The organism is Streptomyces corallincola (assembly GCF_019104725.1).
GTDB lineage: Bacteria > Actinomycetota > Actinomycetes > Streptomycetales > Streptomycetaceae > Streptomyces > Streptomyces corallincola.
This window is the reverse complement of sequence record NZ_JAHRXF010000009.1, coordinates 144403-164058: the sequence shown is the minus strand read 5'-3', so window position 1 is coordinate 164058 and position 19656 is coordinate 144403. Positions and strand designations below refer to the sequence as shown.

Annotated in this window: 13 protein-coding genes; 5 read left to right on the top strand and 8 right to left on the bottom strand. The window is 74.0% G+C overall.

Annotated features, from left to right (window positions below):
* Window positions 1–499 precede the first annotated feature (499 nt).
* Window positions 500–949 (top strand): PTS sugar transporter subunit IIA, encoded by a 450-nt coding sequence (locus KUM39_RS09455; RefSeq protein ID WP_217785000.1) that lies wholly within the window; start codon window positions 500–502, stop codon window positions 947–949.
* A 100-nt stretch (window positions 950–1049) separates the two neighbouring features.
* Window positions 1050–2720 carry a phosphoenolpyruvate--protein phosphotransferase gene (ptsP, locus tag KUM39_RS09450; RefSeq protein ID WP_217784999.1) on the top strand — a complete coding sequence of 557 codons (1671 nt, stop codon included), beginning with the start codon at window positions 1050–1052 and terminating at the stop codon, window positions 2718–2720.
* 79 nt (window positions 2721–2799) lie between these two features.
* Here the strand turns inward: ptsP and KUM39_RS09445 are convergent, their stop codons facing one another.
* Entirely contained in the window at window positions 2800–3693 is an 894-nt protein-coding gene (locus KUM39_RS09445) for a DUF8829 domain-containing protein (RefSeq protein ID WP_217784998.1), read from the bottom strand.
* A gap of 219 nt (window positions 3694–3912) precedes the next feature.
* Between KUM39_RS09445 and KUM39_RS09440 the strand changes: the two genes are divergently transcribed.
* The gene (locus tag KUM39_RS09440) at window positions 3913–4125 is read left to right on the top strand and encodes a hypothetical protein (RefSeq protein ID WP_246619871.1); all 213 of its coding nucleotides are present in this window, start codon (window positions 3913–3915) and stop codon (window positions 4123–4125) included.
* A 130-nt stretch (window positions 4126–4255) separates the two neighbouring features.
* Here KUM39_RS09440 and KUM39_RS09435 read toward each other — a convergent pair whose 3' ends face one another.
* On the bottom strand, window positions 4256–6223 hold the full coding sequence (locus KUM39_RS09435) for an acetoacetate--CoA ligase (protein WP_217784997.1): 1968 nt from the start codon (window positions 6221–6223) through the stop codon (window positions 4256–4258).
* Between the two features lie 215 nt (window positions 6224–6438).
* Between KUM39_RS09435 and KUM39_RS09430 the strand changes: the two genes are divergently transcribed.
* A complete protein-coding gene (locus KUM39_RS09430) occupies window positions 6439–8763 on the top strand; it encodes a glycoside hydrolase family 31 protein (protein WP_217784996.1) in 2325 nt (774 codons plus the stop codon).
* Window positions 8764–8829: 66 nt separating this feature from the next.
* Here KUM39_RS09430 and KUM39_RS09425 read toward each other — a convergent pair whose 3' ends face one another.
* The 5 genes from KUM39_RS09425 to KUM39_RS09405 form a co-directional block, all read right to left on the bottom strand.
* Window positions 8830–9366, bottom strand: a complete 537-nt coding sequence (locus KUM39_RS09425) for an NUDIX domain-containing protein (protein WP_217784995.1) — start codon at window positions 9364–9366, stop codon at window positions 8830–8832.
* A 74-nt stretch (window positions 9367–9440) separates the two neighbouring features.
* Window positions 9441–10046, bottom strand: coding sequence for a GTP-binding protein (locus tag KUM39_RS09420; protein ID WP_217784994.1), 606 nt, complete (start codon window positions 10044–10046; stop codon window positions 9441–9443).
* Between the two features lie 80 nt (window positions 10047–10126).
* Entirely contained in the window at window positions 10127–10522 is a 396-nt protein-coding gene (locus KUM39_RS09415; RefSeq protein WP_217784993.1) for a DUF742 domain-containing protein, read from the bottom strand.
* A gap of 9 nt (window positions 10523–10531) precedes the next feature.
* Window positions 10532–10966, bottom strand: a complete 435-nt coding sequence (locus KUM39_RS09410; RefSeq protein WP_217784992.1) for a roadblock/LC7 domain-containing protein — start codon at window positions 10964–10966, stop codon at window positions 10532–10534.
* Entirely contained in the window at window positions 10963–13716 is a 2754-nt protein-coding gene (locus tag KUM39_RS09405; protein ID WP_217784991.1) for a nitrate- and nitrite sensing domain-containing protein, read from the bottom strand. The genes KUM39_RS09410 and KUM39_RS09405 overlap by 4 nt, the downstream gene beginning before the upstream one ends.
* A 413-nt stretch (window positions 13717–14129) precedes the next feature.
* Here KUM39_RS09405 and KUM39_RS09400 point away from each other — a divergent pair, with 413 nt between their 5' ends.
* Window positions 14130–14630, top strand: a complete 501-nt coding sequence (locus tag KUM39_RS09400; RefSeq protein ID WP_372455731.1) for a hypothetical protein — start codon at window positions 14130–14132, stop codon at window positions 14628–14630.
* A 93-nt stretch (window positions 14631–14723) separates the two neighbouring features.
* Here KUM39_RS09400 and KUM39_RS09395 read toward each other — a convergent pair whose 3' ends face one another.
* Window positions 14724–19610 carry a hypothetical protein gene (locus tag KUM39_RS09395; protein WP_217784989.1) on the bottom strand — a complete coding sequence of 1629 codons (4887 nt, stop codon included), beginning with the start codon at window positions 19608–19610 and terminating at the stop codon, window positions 14724–14726.
* Window positions 19611–19656 lie beyond the last annotated feature (46 nt).

Sequence of the window (19656 nt, the reverse complement as noted above, 5' to 3'; positions counted from 1 at the left end):
AATCCCCCCGGCTCACAGCGTCCTCGCTGTGTTTACTTCAAAGGAACCACGTCCCGACCATGATGGCCGGAGACGGGGTATCAACATATCTGGCGTTGACTTTTGGCACGCTGTTGAGTTCTCAAGGAACGGTCGCTTCCTTTGTACTCACCCTCTCGGGCTTTCCTCCGGGCTTCCCTTCGGTGTTTCAAACTCTATCAGGGTTTTTCCGGCCCTCCGACCACCGTTCCGCGAGCATGCGGAAGGAATCCAGAGAATTGGATGATCCTGCGAGTTTGATTTCCGCTCGACCGGCCCCGCTTTCGCGGCGCTCCGTCCTGAGCAGGAGTACGACTGTACAGGCGACACGGAACGAGGGGCAAATCCCGGTGCTTGGTGGTCTAGACCACTACCTGGTAACTTCCAAGCGGAACCGACGCTTCAGCAGGCATACCCTGCTGCTCAGTGCCGGAACACGTACTGACGGTCCGTTCGCAGCACCATCTCCGGGAGGCTTCCCATGACCACCGTGACGTCCCCTCTCTCCGGACGCGCCATCGGACTGGCCGACGTGCCGGACCCGGTCTTCTCCGGCGCGATGGTCGGGCCCGGCACCGCCATCGACCCGGTGCGCGAGCCGTCCGAGGCCGTTGCCCCGCTGGACGGCGTCGTCGTCTCCCTCCATCCGCACGCCTTCGTGGTGGTCGGTGCCGAGGGTCACGGTGTCCTCACCCACCTCGGGATCGACACCGTTCAGCTCAACGGCGAGGGGTTCGCGCTGCTGGTGAACAAGGGGGACACCGTGACCCGCGGTCAGGGTGTCGTCCGGTGGGACCCCGCTGCGGTGGAGGCGGCCGGTAAGTCGCCGGTGTGCCCCGTGGTCGCGCTGGACGCATCGGCCGAGGCGCTGGACGAGCTGCGGGAGAGCGGGGACGTGAAGACCGGGGACCTTCTCTTCTCCTGGAGCTGACCTCTCTCTTCCGCCGGAACTCGGCACAGCGCCGTCCCGCGCGACGGTGGACGGTACGTACAGAGCGGCTGCGGCAGCCGCGCACCTGGAGAAGGACACGATGGAGACAACGCTGCGGGGCGTCGGCGTGAGCCACGGGGTGGCGATCGGCGAGGTACGGCACATGGGGACGGCGGTGCTCGAACCACCGGCCAAGCAGATCCCGGCGGAGGACGCGGGGCGGGAGCAGGGACGGGCGCGGCAGGCCGTGGAGGCGGTGGCGGCCGATCTGATGGCGCGCGGCAATCTGGCGGGGGGTGAGGCGCAGGCCGTGCTGGAGGCGCAGGCCATGATGGCGCAGGACCCCGAGCTGATGGCCGACGTGGAGCGGCGCATCGCGGTCGGGAGCACGGCGGAGCGCGCGGTGTACGACGCGTTCGCCTCGTACCGGGAGCTGCTGGCCGGGGCCGGGGAGTATCTGGCCGGGCGGGTGGCCGATTTGGACGACGTGCGCAACCGGATCGTGGCGCGGCTGCTGGGCGTACCGATGCCGGGGGTGCCGGACAGTGAGCGTCCCTTCGTGCTGGTGGCGCGGGATCTGGCGCCCGCCGACACCGCGTTGCTCGATCCGTCGCTGGTGCTCGGGTTCGTGACCGAGGAGGGCGGCCCGACCAGTCACAGCGCGATCCTGGCGCGGGCGCTGGGGGTTCCGGCGGTCGTGGCGCTGCCGGGTGCGGGCGAGTTGGGTGAGGGCACGGTCGTGGCGGTGGACGGGAGCACCGGGGAGGTGTTCGTGGAGCCGAGTGAGGAGAGCAGGGAGCGGCTGGAGTCGGCCGCGGCCGAGCGGCGGGCGGCGCTGGCCGCTTCGACGGGGCCGGGTGCGACGGCCGACGGGCACAAGGTGCCGCTGCTGGCGAATGTGGGCGGTCCGGGTGATGTGCCTGCCGCCGTGGAGGCGGGGGCGGAGGGGGTCGGGCTGTTCCGTACCGAGTTCCTCTTTCTGGAGGACGGCTCGCGGGCCCCGTCCGAGGAGAAGCAGACGGCCGTGTACCGCGAGGTGCTGGAGGCCTTTCCCGAGGGGCGCGTGGTCGTGCGCGTGCTGGACGCGGGTGCGGACAAGCCGTTGGGGTTCCTGACCCCCTCCGACGAGCCCAACCCCGCGCTCGGTGTCCGGGGCCTGCGGTCGCTGCTGGACCATCCCGACGTGCTGCGGGCGCAGTTGTCGGCGCTGGCCGCCGCGGCGGACGGGCTGCCGGTGTATCTGGAGGTCATGGCGCCGATGGTGGCGGACCGCGCGGACGCGCGGGCGTTCGCGGAGGCGTGCCGGGAGGCGGGGCTGCGGGCGAAGTTCGGTGCGATGGTGGAGATTCCGTCGGCGGCGCTCAGGGCGCGGTCGATCCTCCAGGAGGTCGAGTTCCTTTCGCTGGGCACGAATGATCTGGCGCAGTACACGTTCGCCGCGGACCGGCAGGTGGGCGCGGTGTCGCGGTATCAGGATCCGTGGCAGCCCGCGCTGCTGGATCTGGTGGCGCTGGCGGCCGAGGCGGCGGGGGCCGAGGGCAAGAGTTGCGGGGTGTGCGGTGAGGCCGCGTCGGACCCGTTGCTGGCGTGTGTGCTGACGGGTCTGGGGGTCACCTCCTTGTCGATGGGTGCGGCGTCGATCCCTTATGTGCGGGCGACGCTGGCGAAGCACACGCTGGCGCAGTGCGAGCGGGCCGCGTCGGCCGCTCGGGCGGCGGACAGTGCGGAGGAGGCGCGGGCCGCCGCTCAGGCGGTGCTGTCGGGCGAGTAGGTGGGGGCGGGCCTTGGGGGTCCGCCGGTGCGGAGGGCGTCCCGCCGGGTGCGGGGCGCCCTTCGCCGTGGGGGCGTGGTCAGTGGTGGCCGTGGGTGGGGCCGCGTTCGCCGTCGAGGTCGGGTGGGGCGCAGTAGTCCACTCCGGGTTCCGGGGCGATGGGTTCGCCGGTCTCGACGTCGGTGCAGTAGGCGTCGAACACCTCGGCGGCGGTGAGGGGTTCGAGGTGGCCGGTGCGCAGGCGCCAGCCGTGGACGCGGTCGGGTGCGGGTGGTGCGGTGATCCGCATGACGAGTCCGCCGGGGCTGTGGGTGGCGAGGCCGACGGCGAGGACGCTGGTGAATTCGAGGAGTTCGGTCTCGTCGAGTTGGCGGGGGTCGGTGGTGTTCTCGTCGGCGTGCAGGTCCGCGATGAGGGTCTCGGGCGGTCCGGAGACGGTGCAGACGAGGTGGCGGGCGCCGGGCGGTGCGGTGTCGAGGATGTGGGTGAGGAGCAGGGCGGCCCGGGTGTGGGCGGCGCGGCCGATGTCCTCGCCGCAGGTGGGGCAGGGTCCGAGGCGGGCGAGCAGGGTGCCCGCGTATTCCCAGGTGGCCTGGCGGACGGCTTCGTCCACGAGGGCGGGGAGCAGGGTGCTCAGGGGGCGGCCGTCGTAGGGGAGGGTCGCGCCGGTGGCGGCGAGTTCGGCGGTGAAGCGGGTGCGGCTGGACCGGGTCTCGGGGTCGAGACCGGCGGCGGTACAGAACTCGGCGTACTCCTCGGGGTCGAAGAGGGCGACGGTGGTGTGGCTGCCGAGCGCGGCGCGGCTCATGAGCAGGGCCTCGATCTGCCGTAGGTAGGCGGTGTGGTCGTCGAGGTCGAAGGCGCGGTAGCGCCGCATGGCCTGGAAGTCGTGGTCGTCGGTGAGCAGGCCGATGGTGCCGGCGATCTCGCGGCGCAGGAAGCGTCGCAGGGTCCGCTGGTCGGTGTGCGCCATGTTTTCCCCCATGTGTGCGCGGTCGATCAATGCTCACTCACCGTAACCGAAGCCACTGACAATGGGGTCCGGTGGATTCGGTCGCGGACGAGCCGGTGCTGGATTCCGCAGGTCAGGGCAATGGCGGTGCCGAAGGCGGTCCAGCCGAGGGGGCCGGTGGCGAGGGCGGCGGTGACGGCGAGTGGGCCGAGGGAGCGCTGGGCGGCCTGGGCGAGGCGAATGAATCTGTGGGTGCCGGTGCGGGACGAGTCGGCGGTGGTCAACGGGCTGCGGTCGTACGGCTGGTGGATCGCGGCCGGGGCACGGTTCCGGCTGGAGTCGGCGCCGGGGGTGAGGATCTCGGTGTCGGAGCTGGAGCCCTCCGCGGCGGTGCGGCTGGCCTCGGACTTCGCGGCGGTGCTGGGCGATTCGGAGGCCACGTACGGGGGGTGAGCGGTCGGACCCGGCTGATCCCCTTCCGAACGCCCGCTCCCAGCCGGGAGTCCCACGGACGACTCCCCGCCCGGTGTCTCCCGCGACAGGGCTGCCCCCGCCCGTCACGGGGACAGCCCTGCCCCCGGTGTCAGCGGCGTTCGCGCCCCAGTTGTTCGTAGAAGGCGAGGAGGGAGAGGTTGTCGATGGAGCCGGGGTTGACGGCCTTCTCCAGCGGGGTGCCCTGGAGGAGGCGTTTGACGGGGACCTCGATGCGCTTGCCGGTGAGGGTGTGGGGGACGGCGGGGACTTCGATGACCTCGTCGGGCACGTGGCGTGGGGAGAGCTGGGTGCGGATGGCCTGCTTGATGTGGGCCAGGAGGGCGTCGTCCAGGGTGGTGCCGGGGGTGAGCTGGACGAAGAGGGGCATCCAGTAGCCGCCGTCGGGTTGTTCGACGCCGACGACCAGGGACTCCTTGATCTCGGGGAGCCGTTCGACGACCTCGTAGATGTCGGCGGAGCCCATGCGGACGCCCTGCCGGTTGAGGGTGGAGTCGGAGCGGCCGTGGATGATCACGGTGCCGCGTGAGGTGAGGGTGATCCAGTCGCCGTGCCGCCAGACGCCGGGGTAGGTGTCGAAGTAGCTGTCGTGGTAGCGGCTGCCGTCGGGGTCGTTCCAGAAGCGGATCGGCATGGACGGCATGGGGTTGGTGACGACCAGTTCGCCCACCTCGTCCGTGACGGGCCTGCCGCTGGGGTCCCATGCCTGGAGGTCGGTGCCGAGGCCGGGGGCCTGGAGTTCGCCGGTGTACACGGGGAGGGTGGGGACGGCTCCGGCGAAGCAGGAGCAGACGTCGGTGCCGCCGCTGACGGAGGCGATCCACAGGTCGGCGCGGACCTCGTCGTGCAGCCAGCGGAAGCCGTCCGGGGGCAGCGGGGAGCCGGTGGTGGCGACGCACTTCACGCGGGAGAGGTCGTGGTCGCGGGCCGGGTGGACACCCGCCTTGCGGCAGGCCATGACGTAGGCGGCGGAGGTGCCGAAGAGGGTGGCGCCGGTGCGTTCGGCGATCCGCCACTGGGCGCCGGTGCCGGGGAAGCCGGGGCTGCCGTCGTAGAGGACGATCGTCGTCCCCGTGAGCAGGCCGGAGACGAGGAAGTTCCACATCATCCAGCCGGTGGAGGTGTACCAGAAGAAGCGGTCATCGGGGCCGAGGTCGCAGTGCAGGCCGAGCTGCTTGAGGTGTTCGACGAGGATGCCGCCCTGGGACTGGACGATGGCCTTTGGCAGGCCGGTGGTGCCGGAGGAGTACAGCACCCAGAGCGGGTGGTCGAAGGGCACCTGTTCGAAGACGGGCTCGGTGTCGGCGGCGGTCAGCGCGGCCCAGTCGAGGGCGCCCTCGGGGGCGTCGGTGCCGAGCAGCGGGATGTGCACGACGGCGCGCACGGTGGGCAGTTCGCGGCGGAGTTCGGCGACGGTGTCGCGGCGGTCGTGCTCCTTGCCGCCGTAGCGGTAGCCGTCCACGGTGAACAGGACGACCGGTTCGACCTGCTGGAAGCGGTCCAGGACGCTGCGGGCGCCGAAGTCGGGCGCGCAGGAGGTCCACACGCCGCCGACGGCGGCGGTGGCGAGCAGGGCGACGACGGCCTCGGGGATGTTCGGCAGGTAGCCGCTGACCCGGTCGCCGGGGCGGACGCCGAGGGCGCGCAGTTCGGCGGCGAGGGAGCCGACCCGGCGGCGCAGCTCGCGCCAGCCGACCGGGCGGGGTTCCCCGGTCTCGTCCACGCAGAGCAGGGCGGGTTCGTCGGCGCGGTCGGCGGCGGCCCGCAGGGCGCGCTCGGCGTAGTTGAGGGTGGCGCCGGGGAACCACTGGGCGCCGGGCATGGCGCGGTCGCCGAGGACGCGCTCGGGCGGGGTGGCGAACCGTACGTCGAACCACTCGGTGAGGGCTGCCCAGAAGGTGTCCAGGTGGTCCACGGACCACTGGTGCAGGGCGGGGTAGCCGCCGTCCGCGGGGGCGCCGTGGTGGGTGGCGGCCCATGCCTGGAAGGCGGTGACGCGGGCCTCGGCGATCCGCTCGGGGGCGGGCCGCCAGAGCGGCTGGGGGTTCGCGGTGGACATGGGGGCGGCTCCCGTGCTGTGCGCTTGGTGTGCGTCGTCCGCGCACGGGCTGGGGTGGTGCGCGCGACGCGGCTGACAGGGACGATGCCATGTGATCGACTTCAGTGCCAGGGTGCGCCGCACATAATCCGTGTCACGGAGATGTGGTCCCGGCATGGGTGAACGGAAGTTGAACGAGACGTCCTGGTGGGGCGGTCAGTGGCAGGGTGAGCAGCATGGACGGTCGTGGCCTGATGCGTTCGGTGAGTGGGGTCGGTCCGGGTGGGACGGCGCGGGGTTGGCGGTCGGTGAGGACGGCGTGGCACAGGCGGCGGCTCGACGCCGCCGCGCTGCCGCCGCGCGGTGCGGAGCGGGCGCGGGTGCCGGGTGCGGTGAGCGGGGCGGAGCCGGGTCCGGGTGGTGGTGTGGTGCGGTTCGCGCGCTCGGAGCTGCGGATATCGGTGGCCGTCAACGGTGCGGTGTTCTGGGGCTGGGACGGGGCCGCGCAGCTGCCGTCGTACGCGCTGGCCGGGGGCTGTCCCGAGCCGGACCCGCGTGCCGTGCTGGAGCCGGACAAGGACGGCGGCTGGCGGGTGGTGGCGGAGCGGGTGACGGTGGCCGTCTCCCGGCACGGCGCGCTGGAGATACGGACGCCCGGCGGGGTGCTGCTGCGCCGGGATCTGCCGCCGCGCTGGTGGGAGCCGGTCGGGGGCGGCCGGGCGCGCTGGATGCAGCGGTCGGAGGTGGCGGCGGACGCGCGGTTCTTCGGGCTGGGCGCGCGGGCGGCGGGGCCGCGGCTGCGGGACGGGGTGTACCGGCTGTGGAACGACGGTCTGGACACGACGCCGGGGGCCGCCGCGCTGACCATGCCGGTGCAGTTCGTGGTGGCCGACGCGGCGGCGCATCTGGTGTTCCACGACACCTCCTGGGACGGCACGGTGACGTTGTGGGAGGGCGAGGAGGGCGCGGGCTCCGGGCACGACCGGGCGGGGCGCTGCGAGGTACGGATGGACGGGGGTCCGCTGCGCGGCTGGGTGATGGTGGGCACACCGGCGCGGACCCTGCTGACCTGGGCGTCCCTGACCGGGGCGCCCGCGCTGCCGCCCGGCTGGGCGCTGGGACACCAGCACGCGGGGGCGGGACTCGGTACGGAGGACGCGGCGCGGGCGACGGTCGCCGGGTACGTGGAGCGGGATCTTCCGCTGGACGCCGTGCATCTGGGCGGCGGGCTCCAGGCGGGGCGCCGGGTGTTCTCGGTGGACCGGGAGCGGTTCCCGAAGCTGCCGGTGCTGGCGGAGGAGCTGCGTCGGCAGGGTGTGCGGCTGGTGGCGCCCGTGGTTCCGGCGGTGCCCGAGCTGCCGGGGGACGCGGTGTTCGACGGGGGTGCGGCGCGGGACGCGTTCGTGCGGGACGCGGCCGGGCGGGTGGTGCGCGGGGAGGGCCCGGCCGGGGAGTCGGTGTTTCCCGACCTGACCTCCGCCGGGGTGCGGGGGTGGTGGGGCGAGCTGTACGGGGAGCGGCTGGCGCAGGGTTTCGCGGGGGTCCGGCACGAGCTGGACGAGCCGGTGTCGTTCGGCGCGTTCGGGGAGCGGACGCTGCCCCGGTCGGCCCGGCACGACCTGGACGGGTCCGGCGGCGACCATCGCGCGGCGCACAACCTCTACGCCCTGTGCATGGCGCGGGCGGCCTGGGAGGGGCTGCGCGCCGCGGCGCCCGGCGAGCGGCCGTTCGTCGTCTCCGGGTCCGGCTGGGCGGGCCTCCAGCGGTACGGCGGTGTCTGGTCGGCACCGGCCGTGCCCGGCTGGCCGGGGTTGCGGGCGGCCCTGGCGCGGGTCGTGGGCCTCGGGCTGTGCGGGGTGCCGTACTCGGGGACGGACATCGGCGGGTACGGGGACGCGTCGTCGCCGGAGCTGTATCTGCGGGGCCTCCAGCTCGGGGCGTATCTCCCGCTGTTCCGTACGTACGGCGACGGGCGGGAGCCGTGGGAGTACGGCGCCGGGGTGCTGGAGCACACGCGGGCCGCGCTGGCGGGCCGGAGTCGGCTGCTGCCGTACTTCACGACCCTGGCGCACCTGGCCCGGCGCACCGGGGCGCCCTGGGTCCGCCCGCTCTGGTGGGGTGCGCCGGAGGACCGGGCGCTTCGGGAGTGCGGGGACGCGTTCCTGCTCGGCGACGCCCTGCTGGTGGCACCGGTGCTGGAAGCGGGCGCCGTCACCCGGTCGGTCCGGCTGCCTCGGGGGCACTGGTACGACACCGTCACTGAACAGATGTACGAGGGTCCGGCACATGTCCCCCTGGACGCGCCGGTCTCCCGCATCCCGGTGCTGGCCCGCGCGGGCTCGGTGCTCCCGGTACGCGGGGCGGACGGCGGGACGGAGCTGGAGGTCTGGGCACCGGTACCCGGCCGCACCGGGTCGGGCCTGCTGGTCCGGGACCCCGGCGACGGCACCGCCGAGCCGGAGATCGAGCGCTACACCGCCCGCCGCACGGGCGCGCGGGTGGTGGTGTCCCGCGAGGGCGGTCAGGTGGATCTGCCGGTGCGGGTGCGGGGGTTGGGGTGAGGACGTGAGCGGCGGCTGTCGGGGCCGAGCCGAACAGCCGCCGGGGCTCGGCCGGTTGGCCTGGTCCTAGTGGTAACGCCCTTCGAACCAGGCGCGTACCGCTGCCGTGTGGAGGGGGAAGGCGAGGTCTTCCGGGCGGCGGAGGAGCTGCCAGCCGGTGGTCTCGTCGGTGGGGATGGACGGGGGGAGGTGTTCGGCGGGGCGTTCGGGGAGGTAGCCGAAGAGGAGGAGGTGTCCGTCGGGGGAGCTCATGGCGTCCAGGAGGCGGACGTCGTGGGCGGCGGCCTCGATGCCGGTCTCCTCGCGGAGTTCGCGGACGACGGCCTGCCGCCAGTCCTCGCGGTGATCGACGAACCCGCCGGGCAGGGCGACGCCGCCGCGCGCGGGGGCGATGGTGCGGGTGATCACGACGAGGGCGGTGCCCTGGGCGTCGTAGACCGGCTGGAGCGCGACCGCGACGGGCAGCGGGTTGCGGTAGGCGACGGCGCCGCAGGCCGGGCAGGTGCGCGGCCAGCCGGAGACGTCCGTTCCGTAGGACGCACCGCAGGTCGAACAGTGCGAGTCCCGGGCCGAGTTGGCGGATGAGGCTTGAGTTTCGGACACGCGCGGACTGTATCGGATGCGCGCGGGGCGTTCCCGGGCGGAGCCGTGAAGGGTTCCGGCAGGTGGGCGGGGGGTCAGGTGGTGACGGCGCGACGGCGGGTCGCGGCCTGCTCCATCGCGTGCCGGACCACGCCGACGAGGATCTCCTTGACCGACTCGCGGTCGCGGGCGTCGCACAGCAGTACCGGCACGTCGGCGTCCAGGTCGAGGGCCTGCCGGACGTTGTCGGTGGCGTAACGGGCCGTGCCTTCGAAGCAGTTGACGCCGACGATGAAGGGGATGCCGCGCCGCTCGAAGTAATCGACGGCGGCGAAGCAGTCCGCCAGGCGCCGGGTGTCGGCGAGGACCACCGCGCCGAGCGCGCCCTCGGACAGCTCGTCCCACATGAACCAGAAGCGTTCCTGGCCGGGCGTCCCGAACAGGTACAGCACGAGGTCCTCGCGGAGGGTGATCCGCCCGAAGTCCATCGCCACGGTGGTGGTGCGCTTGTCCGGTACGCCGCCGAGGTCGTCCACCGGGCGGCCCGCCTCGGTCAGCGACTCCTCGGTGCGCAGCGGTCTGATCTCGCTGACCGCGCCGACGAGGGTCGTCTTGCCCGCGCCGAACCCACCGGCCACCAGGATCTTGAGGGTGACGGGTTCGACCGGGGGCGTGCCCCGCTCAGAGCGCCCGTTGATCATCGTTCCTCATCTTCGTGTTCCGCAGGGGGAGTTGTACCCGGTGTGGCCTTGACCGCGCGGGCGGCCGGGTTCCGCGCCGCTCAGAGTGCCCGGAGGCCGTTGATCACATCGCGGAGGATGCTCTCGTCGGGCAGTTCGGCCGGGGGCACCGGTCGGCTGACGTGCACGAGTCCGGCGTGCACGAGGTCCCCGATGAGGACGCGGACGACCCCGATCGGGAGGTCGAGTTCGGCGGCCAGCTCCGCGACGGACTGGGGTGCCGTGCGGCACAGGCCGACGATCTCGGTGTGCTCGGGGACGAGCGTCGGGTCGGCGTCCGGGTCGCCCGCGTCGGGCTCGGTGACCACCACCGCGATCAGGTCGAGGCGGTGCTGGGCCGCACTGGTGGTGCGGCCACGCGTCATCGCGTACGGACGGACGACCGGTCCTGCCTCGTCGTCGAACCAGTGCTTCCTTGGCTGGCCGTCTCCGCTCATGTCATCCCACTACCCGCCCGCGGGCACGTCGGAGCGCGTCGGGGTTCCCAGATGCACGCCGACCCGCTTGACCAGCAGCGTCATCTCGTACGCGACCTGGCCGACGTCGGAGTCCGCGTCGGAGAGGACCGCGAGGCAGCTGCCGTCACCGGCCGCGGTGACGAAGAGGAACGCCTCGTCCAGCTCGACCACGGTCTGCCGGACGCTCCCGGCGTCGAAGTGACGGCCGACGCCCTTGGCGAGGCTGTGGAAGCCGGACGCGACGGCGGCCAGGTGTTCGCCGTCCTCGCGGGTCAGGTCCTTGGACACGCCGGTGGCCAGTCCGTCGCCGGACAGGACGAGGGCCTTGCGGATGCTGGCGACGCGGTCCACCAGATCGTCCAGGAGCCAGTTGAGCTGTGCCTTGTCGTTCTCGCTGTGGCCGGTGGCCCTCGGTGCGGTCATCGACCGTCCCCCTTGCTCGTTCCTTGTGCTGTGCCGTTGCGGGTCTCGTCGTCGGCGGAGTTCTCCCGCCGGCCGCGCTGCCAGCCGCGCTGCAGCGAGGCCATCCGGCTGCGGACCTCGTCCGCGTCCCGCTCACCGGCCGGTGCGGCGGCGCTGCGCGTACGGGGTTCCGCCTCCTGCCGGAGCTGCGGTGCCAGGTTGGCCTGGCGGACGCGGCGGGGCAGGGGGTCGGTGCCGGGGGTGCTGTCGGTACCCGGCCGGTCCGGGGCCGCTCGGTCCGGGGCGGCTCGGTCCGGGGCCGCTCGGTCCGGGGCCGTGGGTGTGCGCTCCGTGGGCGTGCGGTCCGTGCGCGTGCGGCGGGGCAGCTCCGGGGCGGACGCGTCGGGTGCGGCGGGGACGGGCGGCGTACCGGGGCGGCGGGGTCCGCCGGGCTCCGGGCGCTGCTCCGGGTCGGTGTCGCGGGGGCGGCGGGGGTCCACGGTACGGCCGTGCGAGCTGACCAGCTTGGGTGTCTGGCGCCGGGGCAGCCCGGTGGGAGCGGAGTCGGGGCCGTGCGGGGACGGGGTGTGGGGCTCGCCGGGGCGGGACGGCGGCCGTTCGTCGGCGCGGCCCGCCGGGCGGCGGGAGCGGAACAGTCCGCCGCGCTCGCCGTCCTCGTCGGTGACCGCGCCGGGGAAGCCGGAGACCACGTCCAGATCGACCGGCGCCTCCAGCTCGACCGGGCCGTCCAGCAGGGCGGCCGGAGGGCCGGGGAGCTGCGCCGTGCGGGCGCGGGCGGTGGCCAGATGCGGGGCGCGCTCGTCCTTGCGGGCGGCGCGGGCGCGGTCGAGGCGGAAGCCGACGCCGTTGGTGTCGGGCACGTCGTCGGTGAGCAGTGCGTCCGGCATGAAGACGACGGCCGTGGTGCCGCCGTACGGGGAGGGCTGGAGGGAGACGCGGACGTTCTGGCGCTGGGCGAGGCGGCTGACCACGAAGAGGCCGAGCCGGTCGGTGTCCGACAGTTCGAACTCGGGGGTCTCCGCGAGGCGCAGGTTGGCGTCGAGGAGTGCTTCGGCGGTCATGCCGAGGCCCCGGTCGTTGATCTCCAGGGTGAAACCGTTGGCGACGCGCGCGCCGACCACCTGCACGGCGGTGTGCGGCGGGGAGAACACGGTGGCGTTCTCCAGGAGTTCGGCCACCAGGTGGGTGAGGTCGGCGACGGCGGGGCCGGTGACGGCGACGCGGGGCAGGCGCCGTACCTCGACCCGCTCGTAGTCCTCGACCTCCGCGACGGCGGCCCGGACGATGTCCATGAGCTGCACCGGGCGCCGCCACTGCCGGGAGGGCGCGGCGCCGGAGAGGATGACGAGGCCCTCGGCGTGGCGGCGCATGCGGGTGGTGAGGTGGTCGAGGCGGAAGAGGTCCGCGAGTTCGTCGGTGTCCTCGGTACGGCGTTCCATCGTGTCGAGCAGGGTGAGCTGCTTGTGCAGCAGGACCTGGCTGCGGCGGGCGAGGTTGACGAACACGTCGGAGACCCCGGAGCGGAGTTCGGACTGCTTGACGGCGGCCTCGACGGCGGCCCGCTGGAGGGTGTTGAGGGCCTGGCCGACCTCGCCCATCTCGTTCTGGTCGTACTCCAGCCGGGGCACCTCGGTCTCCACGTCCACCTGTTCCCCGGCGGAGAGGCGCCGCATCACGCTGGGCAGCCGGACGCCGGACGCCTCGTGCGCCTCCAGGCGGAGCTGGCGCAGGTCGCGGATGAGGGAGCGGCCGACGCGCACGGACAGCACCAGGGAGATCAGCAGGGCGACGAGGCCGAGGGCACCGGCGAAGGCGGCCTGCCGGATGACGCTCATGGCGACGGGCCGGGTGCGTTCCTGGAGGCGGTCACCCGCCTGGTCGTCCAGGGTGCCGAGTTCGTCGAGGACGCTGCCCGCGACGCCGTCCCAGCCCTTGGCGGTGAGGCCGCGCGGGGTGCCGGTGTCGGTGCCGATGGCGCTCTGCTCGGCGACCCGGAGCGGGGCGGTGGTGGCGTTCTTCCAGAACTGCTCGTAGCGCTCGCGTTCGGCGGCGGGCAGCAGCGGGAGGCTGATGTTGTAGAGCAGGGTGCGCTGGGCGACGAGGTCGGAGACGTCCTGCGACTCGGTGCGGCTGATCCGGCCGACGACGAGGGCGGAGCCGAGCAGCGCGTCCTCGCGGGAGAGGAGTTCGCGGGCGCGGGTGACGTTGACCAGGGCGCGGGACTGCTTCTCCATCTCGACGTCGTCCACGCCGTCGAGTCCGGCGAGCAGGGTGAAGCAGGGATCGACCAGCCGGTCGTAGAGGTCGAGGGCCTGTGCGCGGGTGACGGTGCGCTCCTCGACGCTGCGGCGCAGCGAGTCCAGGCCGTCGAGCGCGTCGAGCACGGCGGTGAGGCGCTGGGCGTCGTTGGGGCCGAGGCGGTCCCGCTTGTGGTGGTCGCGGGCGTTGTCGCGGACCCCGGCGACGGCTCTGTCGGTGGCGCCCCGGGTACGGCGCAGGGCCGGTCCGGCGTCGGCGGCGCGCGGGTCGGCGAGGTAGACGAGGGTCTGGCGGCGCTCCTGCTGGAGCACCCGGACGGTGTCCTCGACCGGGAACCCGAAGTCCTGGACGGTGTCGGTCACATGGAACAGCCGGGTGACCTCGCGCCCGGTGAGCGCCGTGGCGAAACCCCAGACGGCGGTCAGGGAGAGCAGCGGCACGAGGAGCAGCGCCACGATCTTCCGGCGGATCGACTTTCCGCGAAAGCGCATGGCCTCCCCCAGCTCGAACCCCGCCCGTCGGGGATTCACATGTCCGTCAGCAAACGGCGCGAGCCTACTACCGCACCGGGCCAACTCGAAGACATGTCCGGAGAGCGAACTTCCGCTTGCCCGGCGAGAGATGACGAGTTGTCCGGTCATGACGGGAGATGGCACCCGTGGCGCATGAGCGGCGGACGGCACGTTCGGCACAGTACGGACAGGGGGTCGGCGGGAAATTTTCACGGGCCGGGAATCTTCCGGGCACGGCGTTCGTCATAGTTCATGGAGAAGGGTGCGGATTCGGCCGGTGCGGCCGTGGTTCGCGTTCCGGCGGCGTAGAAGAGCGCAAGCCGGGCAGCCAGTGGGGAGCGGGGTCTTCGGGTCCCGGGCGATCGGGGCTTCCGGCGGTGGGGAGTGACACGGTGACGAGCACGGCGGAGCAGTACGGTGCGCCTGGTGGGGCGGCGGAACGCGGAGCGCGGGCGGGTACGGCGGTGCGGGCGGGGGCGCCTTCGGCCGACCGGGGCCCGGAATATCCGCCGTTGTGGGTCGAGGAGCCCGCGCGCCGGTATCGGATGCCGGACCCGGTGCGTGTCTCGGCGGTCCGGGCGGTGCTGATCATCTCGGTGACGCTGATCCTGGCCATGACCGCCTTCCTGTGCACGCTGGCCGGGTCCTGGTTCGCCTTCCCGATGGTGATCAGCAGCGTGGCCGCGACCGTGGTGGCGACGTGGTCGGTGGCGGACGTGTGGGTGACCCGCCAGGTCTGGAGCCAGCGGTACGGCGTGGTCTCCGAGCCCAGCAGCACGGCCCGCGCCCGCCGCCGCGAACGCCGGGCCCGCCACCGCCAGGAGCGTGTGGCCCTGCGCGACCAGGAGCGGATACGGCGCCGGGGCGGCGCGGGGCGGCTGTCGCATCCCTGAACGGGTGAGGGCGCCTTCTCCGGTGGGTGGGGAGGGCACCCTTCACGGGTGAGGGGGGCTTCCCCTGGCGCGTGAGGTGTCCCCCGGCCCGCTCTACGACTTCTTGAACATCCGGGTCGCCGTGATCTCGCTGTGCACCGCCTCGCCCGTCTGTGGTGGCTGGGGCAGGCCGGGGCGGAGGTGTTCCTCGACGCTGATGTACTTCAGCCCCGCGCGCAGGTCGGCGTCGTTGCGCAGCCGGATCACCAGCGGGAACTCGGCCAGTGCGGTCGTGTCGAAGAGGCCCGTGGTGTAGAGGAGCTGGACACCGAGCGCGTCGGAGACGGCCCGCTGGAGTTCAAGGAGGTAGGTCGCGTTGGCGCGGCCGATGGGGTTGTCCAGGAACAGGGTGCCCGCGTGGCGGTGCTTGTCGCGGCCCCGGTCGTTGGAGCGCAGGGCGGCCATCGTGCAGTAGAGGGCGATGGCGGCGGTGAGGAGCTGGCCCCCGGAGAACACGTCGCCCATCTGCCCGACCGGGACGCGTTCCGCGCGCAGCACGGCGTCCGGCTTGAGGATCTCCACGGCGATGCCCTTGGGCTGGAGTGCGGCGGCGACTCCGCGCAGCAGCAGGGACATGCCGTCGCGGCGCAGGTCGGAGTTCTTACGGACGGCGGCACGGGTCGCCTCGTCGATGACCTCCCCGAGCCGTTCGGTCAGCGTGGCCTGGTCGGGTTCCTCGAAGCGGATGCGCAGGAACTCCTGCCCCGACCACTCCCCGAGCCCCTCGGGCAGCCGGGACAGCCGCTGTGCCGAGCGCAGGGTGGCCAGCGCCGATTCCACCAGGCCGCGCAGCCGGTCCACGATGGAGTCCCGGTTGCGTTCCAGCTGGGCGAGTTCGTCGGTGAGGACGCGCAGCCGGGGTGCGAAGGCGTCCGCCCACTTGCGGGCGTGCTCGGGCAGCGCAGCGGCGGGCAGTTCGCGGATCTGCTGGCGGGCCGGGGTGCGGACCTGCTCGTAGCGGGTGGCGTTGGCGTGCCGGACGAGGATGTCGCCCGCCTCGCGCACGGCTGCCTCGGCGGCGGACAGGTCGGCGGCGCATCCGCGCAGCGAGCGGCGGGCCTCGGCGGCGGACTGCCGGGCCTCCTCGGGGCTGCCGGGATAGGGCTCGGGTTCGTCCTGGTCGTCGTCGGCGGTGTGTTCGCGCAGCAGGTCGCGGAGCATCGCGGCGATCTCGTCGAAGCCTCCGGCGGCGTCCTCGGCGGCGCGGTGCGCGGTGAGGAGTTCGGCGTGCGCGTCACGGGCCTCGGCCAGCGCGCCGGTGCGGGCGGCGAGTTCGGCACCGGCGGTGCGCAGCAGGGCCTGGGCGTGCTCGGCGTCGCGCGGCTGAAGTTCCCCGGCGAGTTCGGTGTGCGCCTCGCCGTCCTCGGGGGCGTGCCGTTCGGCCTCGCCGCGCAGTCGGCCGAGCTGTTCGCTCGCCGTGGACACGCGGGTCTCCAGCAGCTGGACGAGTTCCTCGGCACGGGTGGCGGCGGCCTGCCGGGACGGCCCGTCGGAACCGTCGGGCGACTGGAGGAGCTGGGCGGCACGGGTGCGGACCTTGTTGCTGAGCCGGTCCAGTTCCGCGAGGGACGCGCTCTCGTCGCTCTCCGCGCGGGCCTGCTCGGCGCGCAGGTCGGCGCCGACACCGACCTTCTCGTAGACCTGGGAGGCGGCGCGGTATGCCTCGCGGAGCGCGGGCAGGGACGCCTCGGGGGCGGCGCCGTCCGCCTGGGGTACGTCGTCGGGGGCACCGGCGATCTCGGCGCGCTCGGCGCGCAGTACGCGGGTGGTGCGGCGGGCGTCGTCGGCGGCGCGCTGGGCGGCACGCCGGTCCTCGTCGGCGGCGCGGGCGCGGTCGAGGCAGGTCTGGGCGCGGGCCTCGGACTCGGCGGCCTCGTCCGCGAGTTCGCGGAGCCGGGCCTGCCATCCGGCGCGTTCGCGCAGCCGGTGGGCGAGTCCGGCGAGCACGTCGGCGGCGCGGCGGGCCTTCTGTGCGGCCTCCTGGCGCTCGTCGCGTACGCCGGTGGCCTCGGCGGCGTTCTCGTCGGCCTCCGCGCGCACGGTGCGGGCCTCGGTGAGTTCGGCCTCGGTCTCGGCGGCGAAGGCTCGCGCGGTGTCGGCGGCCTCCGCGAGTTCGGTGAGGCGTCCGGCGGGGCAGCCGGTGCGCCAGGAGGCGAGCCGGGCGGCGAGTTCGCGGTCCTTGCCGAGCCGGGCGGCGCGGGAGCGGATCTCCTCGTCGCGGGCGGTGGCGCGGGCGCGCAGCGCCTGACGTTCCTCGTCGGCGGCGAATTCGTCGTGCATGGCCGGGTTCGGCGGTACGAGGAACACGTCGTCGGCGCTGTCGGTGGCGGCCGGGGCGGGTGCGAGCAGCGCGGCGGCGGTGCCGACGGCGACGGTGGAGCGGGGCAGCAGCGCGGCCTCGGCCAGGGCGGCGCGGGCGCGGGAGTGGGTGTCCGGGTCGGTGATGACGACGCCGTCCACCAGCTCGGGGCGGGCGGCGAGGACCCGGGCGTGGTCGGCGGGGTCAACGGCCTGGGCCAGGTAACGCCAGCCGGGCAGCGCGGGGATGCCCTGCTCGCCCAGGAACTCGACGGTGGCCAGCACATCGGGGCCGGGCGGCAGCAGGCCCCCGTCGCCGAGGGCGCCCAGGATGCGGGCGTCGTCGGCAGCGGCCGTACGCAGGTCGAACAGGGTGCGCTCGGCACCGGAGACGGCGTCGTCCAGCAGCGCGCGCAACTCGTCCGCGAACCGGTCCAGTTCCTCGGCGCCGAGGACACCGGAGGCGGCGGAGTCACCGGGAACACCGGGCTCGCCGGGGACACCGAAACCGGCGGGGTGGGCAGCGGAGCCGAAGCCGTACCCGGAGCCGTCGCCACCGGAGTCGCCGGAGACGCCGGACGCACCCGGCACCCCGCTGGTCCCGCCGGAACCCTCCCCGCCGGGACCGGCACCGAGATCCACACCGGAACCAGCGGCGCCAGAAGCCCCGGAAACGCCGGAGGCCCCGACACCCCCCGCGACTCCGACCCGCTGCTCCCCCGCCCCCGGTGTCTCCCTGCCTCCGCCGTCGCCCCCGCTACGCGGCCCCGGCACCCCGGCCCGTACGGCAGCCGGGGCACCGGGCAGGCCGAGCAGTTCCGTCAGCCGTTCCTCCGCCGCCAGTGCCTGGGCGAGCCGTCGTTCGGCCTCGTGGGCGCGGGTCGCGGCGGTCGCCGCGTCGGCGGCGCGGGCGGCGGTGAGTTCGGCGCGGGACTCGGCGCCCGCCGCCTCCCGGGCGTGCTCGGTGGCCCGTCGGGCGGCTTCGCGGGCGGTGTCCCAGAGGGCGACGGCGGCCTTCTCGGCGTCGCTGGCGGCGAGCGCGGCGCGGGCCGGGTCGGCGTCCGGGGCGGTGTCGTCCAGCCAGCCCGCGCGGACCGCCTCGGCGGTCTCCTGCTCGACCTCGGTCAGCCGCTGGCGCAGGTGCCCGGCCTCGCTGCGGGCGCGCTGCGCCTCGGTGGCGGCGGTGGTGGAGTCGCGGTAGGCGGCGTCGCCCGTCTCCTGGATGGCCGCCGAGCGCTCCTCCTCCTCGTTGGCGAGGGCCTCGGCGCTCTGCGCGGCCGTGTGCAGGGCCCGTACGAGATCGACGGCGGCCTTGGCGCGGGCGGCGAGGGCGGGGGCCGCGTCCCGCTCGGCCTCCTGGATGGCGGTGGAGACGCGGGCGACGCGGTCGGCGGCGGCGCGGTGCCGCAGTACGGCCTCGGCGGCCTGCCAGGCGGCGTGCAGGGTACGGGCGTCCGCCAGCTCGCGCTTCTGCGCGGTGGCGGCCTTCTCGGCGGCGGCGAGCGCCAACGAGGCGTGCCGGTAGGCGAGTTCGGCGGTTACCAGCGCGCTGCGCCCACGGGCGCCCTCGGTGTGGGTGACGGCGTAGGCGGCGGCGGTGACGCGCTGGGCGAGGTCGGCTGCGCGGACCCGCTCCCGTACCGCGCGGGCGGAGAGGCGGCGGGCCAGGGTGCGGGTGCGGCGCTCGGCGCCCGCGTGGATGTCGCGGGCGCGGGAGCGGGCCTCGGCGGCGTCCACGATCCGGCCGAGGAGGTCCACGGAACCGGCGGTGAAGTCGCGTTCGGCGATGAGTTCGGCACGGCGGCCGAGCTTGTTGCCGAAGCCGCCGACGAGGTCCGCGAGGCCGTCGGTGTCGCGGGTGTCGGTGACGGCACGCAGCAGCAGGTCGGTGAAGTCGGAGTCCTTCTTCACCGCGAACAGTCCGGCGGCCTCGCCCTCGTCGGCGTTCATCTCCCGCTGGTAGCGGAAGAGTTCGGGGTCGAGGCCGAGTTCCCCGAGGTGCTCGGTCCAGCGTTCGTGGGTCTCCTCCCAGTGCACCTCCAGGTGCGGGTACGCCTTGCCCGCCTCGGTGAGCGCGTCCCGGAAGCCCTTCATGGTGCGGCGGCGGCCCCGTGCGCCGGAGGCTCCCTCGACGGGCGGCCGTACGGATGTGGCCTCCGCGACCGGCAGGTTGTCCAGTCCGAGTCCGGGACCGGGCCGGAAGGAGTACCAGGCTTCCGCGAACTTGCGCGGGTCGTTGGAGACTTGGCGTCCGCGCCATTCGCTGGCCTTGCCGACGACCACGCACTCGCCGGTCTGCACGTGCTGCCACTCCAGCGCGACGTGTCCGCAGTCGTCGGCGAGCAGGAACTTGCGCAGCACGCCGGAGCTGGCGCCGCCGAGGGTGTTGCGGTGGCCGGGCAGCATGACCGAGAAGATCAGCTTGAGCAGGACGGACTTGCCGCCGCCGTTCTCCAGGAACAGCACCCCGGCGGGCGCGGGCCTGCGCGGCGGGCCGCTGGGCTCCTCCTCGAAGAACTCCGCCTGGGCGGGCGCCGGTTCGGGCACGGGGCGGCCGACGCCCCGCAGGTCGAGCACGGTGTCGGCGTACCGCGCGCCGGCGGGTCCGATGGAGTAGAGGCGGACGCGGGACAGCTCGTACATGGCGGACTCTCGGCAGTCTTCGTGCGGTGGGGGGGGCGGCTACGGG